This is a genomic window from Frankia sp. CeRuru1 (assembly GCF_977966315.1).
On sequence record NZ_CDWWEW010000165.1, the window covers coordinates 1 to 10,783 of the forward strand.

7 protein-coding genes are annotated in these 10,783 nt (G+C 69.5%); 5 read left to right on the plus strand and 2 right to left on the minus strand.

Translation table 11 applies throughout. The features are described 5' to 3' along the window. From AC08OP_RS13465 to AC08OP_RS13485, 5 genes are all read left to right on the plus strand, one after another. Positions 1-1,159 (plus strand): FAD-binding oxidoreductase (locus tag AC08OP_RS13465; protein WP_476614504.1); only part of this gene is annotated, 1,159 nt, incomplete at its 5' end. A 68-nt stretch (positions 1,160-1,227) separates the two neighbouring features. Next, positions 1,228-1,383: a hypothetical protein gene (locus AC08OP_RS13470; RefSeq protein WP_462186483.1), complete on the plus strand. Its 156-nt coding sequence runs from the start codon at positions 1,228-1,230 to the stop codon at positions 1,381-1,383. Between the two features lie 65 nt (positions 1,384-1,448). Next, positions 1,449-2,279, plus strand: a complete 831-nt coding sequence (locus AC08OP_RS13475) for an SDR family NAD(P)-dependent oxidoreductase (RefSeq protein ID WP_476614505.1) — start codon at positions 1,449-1,451, stop codon at positions 2,277-2,279. A gap of 272 nt (positions 2,280-2,551) precedes the next feature. Further along, positions 2,552-3,739, plus strand: coding sequence for an LmeA family phospholipid-binding protein (locus tag AC08OP_RS13480; protein WP_476614506.1), 1,188 nt, complete (start codon positions 2,552-2,554; stop codon positions 3,737-3,739). 808 nt (positions 3,740-4,547) lie between these two features. Further along, positions 4,548-7,103 (plus strand): FHA domain-containing protein, encoded by a 2,556-nt coding sequence (locus AC08OP_RS13485; RefSeq protein ID WP_476614507.1) that lies wholly within the window; start codon positions 4,548-4,550, stop codon positions 7,101-7,103. A 111-nt stretch (positions 7,104-7,214) separates the two neighbouring features. Here the strand turns inward: AC08OP_RS13485 and AC08OP_RS13490 are convergent, their stop codons facing one another. Both AC08OP_RS13490 and AC08OP_RS13495 read right to left on the minus strand, forming a co-directional pair. Beyond that, on the minus strand, positions 7,215-8,171 hold the full coding sequence (locus tag AC08OP_RS13490) for a hypothetical protein (RefSeq protein ID WP_476614508.1): 957 nt from the start codon (positions 8,169-8,171) through the stop codon (positions 7,215-7,217). A gap of 118 nt (positions 8,172-8,289) precedes the next feature. Continuing rightward, complete coding sequence (locus AC08OP_RS13495; RefSeq protein ID WP_476614509.1) at positions 8,290-10,503, minus strand: protein kinase domain-containing protein; 2,214 nt, start codon at positions 10,501-10,503, stop codon at positions 8,290-8,292. Between the last annotated feature and the right edge of the window lie 280 nt (positions 10,504-10,783).

Below are 10,783 nucleotides of genomic sequence, written 5' to 3' on the forward strand. Positions count from 1 at the left end.
CCGTGCCGTCGTCGCCCTCGACCTCGCCCGGCTGGACCGGCTCGGCCGGGTGGATCCCGACTCCGGCACCGCGGAGCTCGGCGCCGGGCTGCGGGGCCCCCGGGCCGAGGCGTTGCTGGCCGAGCACGGTCTCACGCTCGGGCACGTCCCCCAGTCCTGGGAGTACGCCACTATCGGTGGCTACGCGGCGACCAGGTCCAGCGGTCAGGCATCCGGGGGCTACGGCCGGTTCGACGACCTGGTCGTCGGCCTGCGGGTGGCCACGCCGGTGGGCGGCTGGGAGCTCGGCCGCGCCCCGGCGTCGGCCGCCGGACCGGACCTGCGGGAGCTGCTACTCGGCTCCGAGGGCGCCTTCGGGGTGATCACCCAGGTCGTGGTCCGGGTCCGGCCGCTGCCGGCCCGGCGCGGCTACGAGGCCTGGTCGGTGCCCGACTTCGCGACCGGCACCCGGCTGCTGCGCTCACTCGCCGCCCGCGACCTGCGGCCGACGGTATGCCGGTTGTCCGACGAGACGGAGACCGTCGCGGGGCTCGCGCGGCCGACCCGGTCGGGCGGCGAGCGCGGGGGCGGCGCCGTCGGCTGCTACCTGGTGACCGGCTACGAAGGCGACGATCGCGCGGTGGAACAGCGTTCCGCGGCGGTCGCTGCCGTCCTGCTCGCCGGGGGCGCCAAACGGCTCGGCGCGGCGGCCGGCCAGGACTGGGAGCAGGGTCGGTTCCGGGCGCCCTACCTGCGCGACGCGCTGCTGGACCAGGGCATCTTCGCCGAGACCCTGGAAACGGCGGGATTCTGGACGGCGCTGCCCGGGCTGTACGCGGCCGTCCGAGATGCGCTCACCATGACGCTGGCCGCCGCCGGCCTGGCACCGGTCGTCATGTGCCACATTTCTCATCTGTACGCCACGGGGGCTTCGCTCTACTTCACCGTCGTCTGCGGCGAGGGCGACGACCCGATCGGGAGCTGGCGGGCGGCCAAGGCCGCGGCCACGGACGCGGTCATCGCCACGGGCGGCACGATCACCCACCACCACGCGGTCGGGACGGAGCACCGGCCCTGGCTCGGCGCCGAGATCGGCGATCTTGGTGTCGAGGTGCTCCGGGCGGTCAAACGGACACTGGACCCGGCCGGCATCCTCAACCCCGGGGTTCTCGTCGCCTGAGGCACTACCGGGCGCATCGGGTCGACCCGGGAGCCTGGGTAGGCCGGGAGCCTGGGTAGGCCAAGGGCGTGGAGACCATTGCCGCCTGTGTGGTTGTCCTGTTCTTCCTGCTGATCCCGGTGGTCATCGTCGGTGCGGCCCTGGGCTGGGCCTACCACCGTTGCGCGCCGCTGCGGGCCCGGGCGGCCGTCGAGGCCGCCCGGGAGCAGCGGGCCCACCCCTGAAGACCGGGCCGGGCGTTCCGTCGATCCCCGGGATGTCCGGACAGCGTCTCCGTCAGGATGAGGCCATGAGCACCGGACCGTGCGAGCCGGCTCCGGGTTACCCCGGCGGGCCGGGCGGTGGCGTCGACCGTGATCGTGACCGTGATCGTGACCATGCCGGGGACCGTGCCGGCGGCCGTGCCGGGGACCCGGAGTTCGCCCCGGCGACCCGCGGCCTCGTCGTCGTGGGACCGGGGGCGAGCTTCGGTTCCGACCTGTTGCGCCGGTTTGGCCGGGAGGGGCTCGCCCTGGGAGTCGTCTCCCGGTCCGCCGACACGCTGACCCGGGTGAGGGACGAGCTCGCCGAGGACGGCCTGGCGGTGCACGGCGCCGTCGCCGACGTCACCGACCAGCCGGCCCTCACCACGGCCATCCAGCGGGTGGCGGCCGACGTCGGGGGGCTGACGGTGCTTGTCTACAACGCCAAGCTCAGCATCCGCGGCGGCGCCCTCACGGTGAAGGCCGAGACGATGAACCAGACTCTTGCGGTGAACGTCACGGGCGCGCTCACCGCGGTGCAGGTGGCGGCAGACCTCCTCGTGGACCGGCCGGCCGCGACCATCCTGTTGACCACGGCCGGATCGCGCACCGAGCCGGTGGCCGGCCGGTTCGCGCTGGCGATCGGCAAGGCAGGCCTCGCCGCCCTCGCCGATGCGGTACGGCCGATGCTGGCCGCGCGGGGTGTCCGGCTGCGCACGGTGGTTCTCGACGGCAGGGTGGACGCTGCGGGCCCGCTACGTCCGGGGGTGGTCGCGGACCACTTCTGGCAGGCGTTCGCCGCCCCGCGTGGCGACGTTTTCCGGCTCGCGCCGGCTAGACGGGACACTCCGGTGGCGCAGCTCCCGCTGGAGGTGTGAGCTGGTGGCGGCGGTGACGCTGGTGACATGAGTGACGGCCGGTGATGGCTGGCGGATCATGCTCCTGGCGGTGGCCGATGGTATCTGGTTTGCCCGGTCTGGTCGGTCAAGTCGGGGATCCGACACCGATGTCGCATGGATGATCGGACCCGCGGCCGTGCGGAAGGCACGGAGCATGCGACGATCCGGCAGGGCCAGGCACAGGACAACCGCCAGGCGGACATCGACAGGGCGACGGCGTGCTCCGGCGCGGCATGGCAGGAGATGGACCGGTGAACGACGGACGTGACGGTGATGGGCAGCAGCCTGCGGACAGCACCCATGTGATGCCTCCGGACGGTGATGGGACGCGGCCCGCGAACCAGAACAGGCCGGCCCGTCCGGGCGCCCCGGTGGGACCACCGCCGCCTGCGGAGTCCTTCCGGCCGATGGGACCACCGCCGCCCGCGGACTCGTTCCGGCCGGCGCGGCCGGCCGCGCCGACCCGGAGGGGTGACCCGCCGGCTGGTTATGACCCGTGGGCCGGCTCCGGCGCTCAGGGTGGCTACGACGGCACCGCGGTCCTGGGTGCGGCGCCCGGGACCACGGGGATGGGGAACATCACCGCCCGCGAGGGCGGCGGACCCCATGATCGGCTGCCCGGCGCCGCCGGCGGGGGCGGTAGAGGCCCGGAGGGATTCGCCGTGGCGCCAAGCGGCGGCACGCCCGCCGTGCCCGCCAAGCCGCGTCGCCGGCGCCGGAAACTGCTCATCGCGCTGGTCGCCCTGATCGTCCTGTTCGTCGTGGGCGACCGGGTCAGCGTGGTGATAGCCAAGGATCAGATGCGCCAGCAGGTCGAGGCCGGCGTGGCCGAGAACATCAAGCCGGGTGATCCCGTCCCGACGGTCAAGAGCGTGAGCATCGGCGGATTCCCGTTCCTTACCCAGGTCCTGTTCGGGAAGTTCACCAACATCGGAGTGGAGATCGAGGGCATCCCGACGCCGGGCCCGAAGATCTCGTCGGTGAAGGCCAATCTGAAGGGTGTACACGTACCGCTCGGTGATGCCATCACCAACAATGTCGGGCAGGTGCCCGTCGATCGCGTGCGGGCCACTGTGGATATGACCTACAACGACCTCAACGCCTACCTCGCCGGGCAGCAGGTGCAGGTGAAGCCGGTCGACGGGGGAAAGGAGATCGAGGTGACTGGCACCGTCAACGTGCCGGTGCTGGGTACCCAGCAGGTCGGTGGGATCACGACGTTCGAGGTCCGGAACAACATGCTCACCCTGGTGCCGAGTGAGGTGAAGCTCACCGGAGCTGTGAACCTCGGATTCAGTGTCCCCGGAGAACTTCTGCCGTCCATCCCGATCCCGATCTCCGGTCTGCCATTCCATCTCCGCATCGTCGAGGCATCCACGAACGCGACCGGTCTCTCACTCACCGCGACCGCCGAGGACGTGGTGCTCCCGGCGTCCTGAGCCCTGAGTGGCGGTCCTGAGCCCTGACATGATTTCCGCCACAGTTGCGCCGACCCGGAATGCCTCGCGCGCGGTGGTCGAGCCGTACCGACCGCCCTCCCCGCGGTCAGGGCCCGGATCGGATCCGGTCGAGGCCGCCCATGGCCCCTCTCTCCCCGGAGTACGTCCTTCCCGGAGTACGTCGACCTTCCCGCGGAGTACGTCGACCTGTCGACGATCGTTCGACGCGCGGCACCTCCCGGCGTTTCATCAGCCGATTTCCGGTGGCCGTCCGTTGGCTGATCGTCCACTTCCGTGGCGTGCGTCCCGGGTGCCGCCGAGGCCTGCAGCCGCTGGTCGGATCGGCGACAGCTGCCACTGTCGGGGACCGTCGACCATCATTCTCATAGGGTGCCGGACGGGAACATGCGTCATCGTCGTCGCTTCCGTGGCACGGTCATCGAGACGATCTGACCACCCAGGGTGACGTGGCCCGGAAGGTTTCGTGCAGGGTAACCGGTAAATCGACCGATCATGAGGCGGCAGGAACCCGAGAGATGCCCGGAAGTCGACGCGACGGCAACGATCGCCGTTCAGCTGGTGGTAAATCGTCACCCGGGGTGGATCAAGGTCATCCCTCGACGCTACGATCGGGCATCCGGCGTGATCCGGCGGCTCGAGTGGCCGCGTGAGGTGGTGACCCGGCGCGCCATGATGACACCGCAGTACCTGGTAAAACCGCACAGCGTAGTGACACCGCACAACGTAGTGACAAGGTGGAGTTCGGCGGGACATCCCGGCCAGCGTCCCGTCGCGAAGGGGGAAACACGTGCAGACGACCTTCCTGAGAGTCGTCACCGAGGCCGGTGCGGCTACCGTGCCGGCCGAGGCGCAGTTCATCATCGGCCGTGCCCGGACCGCCGACTACGTCATAGCGGACAGCCGGGTCTCCCGTCGCCATCTCCTCCTTGAGCAGACCGGCAACGGGTGGGTCGTTCGGGACATCAGTTCCAACGGCACCTGGATCGACGGGCAGCGCATGCCCGAGACCGTCCCGGTGCACGGTGAGGTGCGGCTTCGTCTCGGCACTCCGACCGGGCCCGAGGTTGTCATCCATCCCCAGGTGCCGGAAGGCCGCAGGCCGCTGGACGAGCCGGAGTACGACCCCGGCTACGACATGCAGACGATGCTGCCCAATGCTGCCGGTTACTCTCCGCCACGACCCACGGGCTCCTCGAGGGGTGGGCGCGGGACCTCGCATCAGGGGCCGACCGATCCGTCCCAGCGCGGGCACGACTACGACGACCAGGGTCGGGACGAACGGGTGAGTGGCGTCACCAGCCTCGAGCAGGAGCACGAGCGGCGAACCACCTATCGGCTGCGCCCGGGCACGATGTCGATCGGCCGTGCCCGTGACAATGACATCGTCATCACCGACCTGCTTGCCTCCCGCCGGCACGCCGAGCTCTACATCGGCCGGTCTGGCCTGCAGATCGCCGACCTCGACTCCGCCAACGGCGTGTTCGTCAACGGTCGTCGGATCAACCGGGCGTCCGTCGGCCAGGGCGACGTCATCGCCGTCGGTCACCACGTCTTCCAGCTCGAGGGCGACCAGCTCGTCGAGTACATCGACTCCGGTGACGTCAGCTTCGAGGCCGACGCCCTGAACGTCTGGGCCGGTCAGAAGCAGCTCATGCACGACATGACGTTCAAGCTGCCCGGCCGGGCGCTGCTGGGCGTCGTCGGGCCGTCCGGGGCGGGTAAGTCGACGCTGCTCAACGCGCTCACCGGCTTTCGCCCCGCGGACAAGGGCACCGTGCGCTACGCCGGCCGGGACCTCTACTCAGAGTATGACGAACTGCGGCGCCGGATCGGCTACGTGCCGCAGGAGGACCTGCTGCACACCTCGCTCACCGTCCGCAAGGCACTCGAGTTCGGCGCCGAGCTGCGCTTCCCGCCGGACGTCACGAAGGCGGAGCGGCGCACCCGGGTCGACGAGGTGCTCGCCGAGCTGGGCCTCACCCAGCACGCCAGCACCCAGGTCTCCCGGCTGTCCGGCGGCCAGCGCAAGCGGACCTCGGTGGCCCTGGAGCTGCTGACCCGGCCGACCCTGCTCTACCTCGACGAGCCGACCTCCGGCCTCGACCCGGGCATGGACAAGAACGTCATGGAGTCGCTGCGCAAGCTCGCGGACGACGGCCGGACGGTCGTCGTGGTCACCCACAGCGTCGCCCAGCTCGACCTGTGCGACTACATCCTCGTCCTCGCTCCCGGCGGCTACGTGGCCTACTTCGGTCCGCCGCAGGACGCGCTGCCCTTCTTCGGCAAGCGGGACTACCCGGACGTCTTCCTCACCCTGGAGGCGACGCCCGGGGCCGAGTCGGCCGCCAAGTTCCGCAACTCGCGGTACTACGTGCCCGCCTCGATCACTGCTCCGTCGGCCCGGCCGGCTCCCGAGGAGCTGCCCTCGCTGCGGCAGCAGTCGGTGATCTCGCAGCTTGTGACGCTGAGCCGACGAACAATGGCCGTCGTCGCATCCGACAAGTCATACCTGCGGCTCATTATCGCCTTCCCGTTCCTGCTCGGGCTGATACCCAGGGCCATCGGCGGGAACTTTGATCTCACGGCCGAACAGGCCAAACAGTTCTCGCCGAACTCGGATGCCCCGACAGTTCTTTTGATCATGGTTCTCTGTGCCTGTTTCATGGGAATGGCGAACTCGGTCAGAGAGATCGTCAAGGAACGGGCGATCTACCGAAGAGAGAGAGCCATCGGTCTGTCCCGGACCGCGTATGTCGGTTCGAAGATCCTCGTTCTTGTTGTGATCACTGTCGCCCAGGCGATCCCGTTCACGTTGATCGGTCTTGCCGGGCGAACGCCGGACAAGGGTGTCGTGCTCGGGAACGCCCTGCTCGAACTGCTCATCGCCGTGATTGTGGTCTCGCTCGCGTCGGCCATGCTCGGGCTGGTGATCTCGGCGATGGTCGACAATGCGGACAAGACCATGCCGCTCCTGGTACTGATCACCATGGCCCAGCTCATCTTCAGCGGTGGCATCGTGCCGGTGAAGGGCACGCCCGGTCTGGAGCAGATCAGCTACATCGCGCCGGCCCGCTGGGGCTTCGCGTCGATGGCCTCGGTCGGTGACCTGAACCGCATTACCCTGGCCGGCGTGCTGCGGCCAGACAACCAGAAGCCGGTGAACCCGAAGGTCGTCGACGACCCCTTCTTCGACCACAGCGCCTCGGCGTACCTCACCGACATCGTCGCCGGTCTCGTCGTCGGCGTCTTCCTCGTGATCATTACTTCCTTCCTGATCCGCCGGATGGACCCGAAGACCGTCAAACGCGCCACCGCCGCACCGGTCAGCGGCCCACCCCGCTAGGCCCCTTGCCTATCCAGAGGGATAAATCAGACACAAAAGCCTCTGGATAGGCAAGGAAGCCGGGAGCCTCGGGCGTCCCGGGTCCCCGGGTCCCGGGTCGGCCGGCGGGATTCACGCTTCGGCAGGGCCACCTGCACGGGCTCGGAGAAGTGCCATCCGGACGACTTCCGTCGTTCTCGCCGCTTCCGTCGTGACATCGTGCCAGGTGAAGCGCAGAACATCCCAGTCGAGACGGACGAGGTCGTTCTGACGTGCCCGATCGCGATGAAGAGCCTCCGGCTCACCGTGCGGCCCGACGCCGTCCGCTTCGATCGCGACCCGCAGCGACGGCCAGGCGAGATCGAGCCGTGCCACCGGCCGGCCGTGCCGGGGATCGTGGACTATCCATTGAAGCTCGTCCGGCGCCAGCCCGGCGTCATCGAGAAGGAGCCGCGCACGCGTCTCCAGCGGTGACTCTGCCCGCCCGTCGATCTTTGACCACCATCCGTCCGCACGATCACCATCGCGGCGTTCCTGCACGCGTGTGCGAAGATCGAACAGCTCGTTCCGGGATAGACGGCGTTGGTGAACAAAAGCGTCGAGGACACAGATGAACAGCTCACGGTCGCACAGTAGGGCCAGATCTTCCAACGTCCGGGCAACCGTGGTGGTACGGATGCCGTCGAGGTCGATGGTCTCGCCACCGCGAACCGTCATCCAATGCCGGTGACAACCGCGACGCTGACGAAGTCCCCCCTCACCGGGCAGCGCGACATCGACGGGTTCGTCGGGCCGCCAGCGGGAGAGGGCGGGAAGGCCGTGCAGTCGGGCCGCGGTACGTCCGCAGATCGTCCCTCCGACGATCGACAGCGCCGCTCGGGCACGGGCCCGGATTTCGTCCCGAACGGGCGGCACGAGCAACGTGCCCCGCACCGGGGAGGTCCAGCCGTGCCTGCGTCTACGAACGCTGATCGCTTGGTCCGACATCCCGAGCTGCCGGGCATGCCGACGGGTGATCATGTCGTCCTGCTTGCGGGCGAGTGCGACGACCTTCTCATAGGACTGGGTCACGTCCCCAGTGTCGATCACGGTTCGAGCATCCTGCCGGGCTCGTTCGCGATCTGTGCATAACCGGCCCCTCTCGCCGGCTTCCTTGCCTATCCAGAGGCTTTTGCGCCCGATTTATCCCTCTGGATAGGCAAGGAGCTCAGCCGGCGTTCCAACGGGCGTGGCCGTTGAACCCGCCGGTAGTGGTGATCTTGCGGTCACTATCGTTCGGATTGTTCGGATCGTTCGGATGCAGAACGTAGAGTTGCCGGTCACCAGGGTCCGTGGGATTGCGCTGCCCGCTGAAGGCGATGCGACCGTCCGGCGCGTAGGCCGGGTCCTGGTCGTCCCCGTGCACCCGGGTGAGCTGCCGGACGTCGGTGCCGTCCGAGTTCATCTCGAAGATCTCCAGATCGCCGTTCTTCGCCCGGGTAAAAGCGATCTTCCTGCTGTCCGGGGACCAGACCGGGTCCGAGTCCCCGTTGCCCTGGTCCTGCGTGATCGGGGTCGCCTGGGCATCCGGTTGGGCCGGGATCACCACGATGAAGCCGCGGTCGCCACCGGTGTTGTTCGACCAGTAGGCGATCCGCTCGCCGTCCGGCGACCAGGCGGGGTCGGTCGCCTGCGGCTTCGCGTTGAGCCGCCGCACGCTCGAGCCGTCCAGTTTCACCACATACAGGCCGGGGTTCGGCGTTCCGGTCTGATCCCTGGTGGAACGGACGACCAGGAAACCGCCGTCGGGGGAGAGCGAGGGCCGGGCGTCGTCCGCGATCGCCAGCCCGGCGGCCGGGCCCGAGGTGAACAGCTGTACCGGTTTCCCGGAGCCGTCGGCGGCAATCGCCTGCAGCGTATTCGGGCTGCCCTTCTTGAAGTAGACGATCGTCTTGCGATCGTCGCTGATCGCGGGCAGCATCTCCTGGTCCGGACCGGTGACGATCGGCTTGTCGTTCGCGAGCAGCCCGTTGTCCGTGACCTGCCCGGTGAACAGATCGTAGTTGCCGTTGCGATTGGACGCGTAGACGAGGGTGTCCTTGCCAAGCGGCTGGGCCGCCCTGGGCAGCGTGAAGGCCGCTGATTGGGCCGATGGGGCTGGTTGGGGCGACGTGGCCGGAGCCCCGGAGATAGTGGCCGGATTGGCCGCGTCGGTCCCGGAGCCGCCGTCATCACCCGCGCTGAGGGCGAGTACTCCCGCGAGGATCGCGCCGACGACTACGACACCCCCACCGACGAGCAGCGGGGTGCGGTTCCTGTTCCCGCCCGCGCCGCCCTGCCGGCCGGGACCATCGGCTTCACCGCCCCCGGGACCGCCGGGACTCCCGTGACCGCCGGCACCGGCGGGTAGCCGGGTCGGGGCGTCCTGGTCGACGGTGTAACCGCTGCTGACGGGGGCCGTTGCCGTTGCGGGGAAGCCGGCCCCGTGGGGCCCGGTGCCGCCCGTGACCGGTGCGCCCGGGCCGGGCACTGGCAGCTTCCAGCCCTGCAGGATGTTCGTGACGTCCTGCGGGTTGACGGCGGCGGCAGCGTCCGGGCCGGTGCCCGACGGGTCGCCGAGCAGGCGCAGCATGAGCTGCTGGGCGCTCGGGCGGGTGCTCGGGTCCTTGCGCATCGCGTGCCAGACGATCGGGCGCAGCGCCGGGTCGACGTCGTCGAGCCGCGGTTCCTCGTGTAGGGCGCGGTAGAGCAGCACCTGCGCCGAGGCCTCACCGAAGGGGTAGTGCCCGGTGGCGGCGAAGGCGACGAGGCCACCCCACGCCCAGATGTCGACCGCCGAGGTGATCGGCCGGCTCTCGATCTGCTCCGGGGACATGAACGCCGGCGTCCCGAGCTGCTGGAGATCGCCGGTGAGGTTACTGCCGGCGTCCACCGCCCGGGCGATACCGAAGTCGATCACCCGGGGGCCGAACGGTGAGAGGATGACGTTCGCGGGCTTGAGGTCGCGGTGCACGATCCCGGCGCTGTGGATGGCGGTGAGCGCCGCGGCCACGCCGACCGCGAGTTGTTCGAGGTTGGCATCGGCGAGCGGGCCGTTGCGCTGGACGTACCGGGCGAGGGTCTCGCCCTCGATGAACTCGGTGACCAGGTAGGGCCACTCGGCGTCCGGATCGGCGTCGAGCACCTCGGCGGTGCAGACCCGGGCGACTCGCCGGGCGGTCTCGGCCTCCAGCCGGAACCGGGCTCGGAACTCGGGGTTCCCGACAGCCTCGTTCCGGATCACCTTGATGGCGACGAGCCGGCCCTTCCCGGAGCGGCCCAGATAGACCATGCCCATTCCACCCTGGCCGAGTTTGCCCAGCAGCGTGTACGAGCCGAGCTCGTGGGGGTCGTCCGGGCCAAGGGGGGCGGATCGTGCCGCCACACCCGCATCCGATGACATTATCGACCTGTACCCCCACTCGCCGCGTGCCGACCGCGGCCTCGCGCGGGAACGCCGCGCAGGTCGCGGGCCCGCCGGTGGACGCGCACCGACTCTTGATCCATCACGGAATGTCCCGATCAACCATTACGGTCAACCGCTGGCAAAATCTTAGGCGAGAGTGACCGGGCACCGGGCTGTCGGGGCCCCGATAGCTCCCGCCACCTCGATGTCAATGCAGCGACAGGCATTCGGCGCCCGCGTGGCTTCTGTCATCCGGTCACGTCCTGCCTCCTGGTCG

Bases quoted from the DNA above. Each gene is read 5' to 3' on its own strand.
- AC08OP_RS13475 (WP_476614505.1), top strand. From the start codon at position 1,449: ATGAGCACCGGACCGTGCGAGCCGGCTCCGGGTTACCCCGGCGGGCCG.
- AC08OP_RS13495 (WP_476614509.1), bottom strand. From the start codon at position 10,503: ATGTCATCGGATGCGGGTGTGGCGGCACGATCCGCCCCCCTTGGCCCG.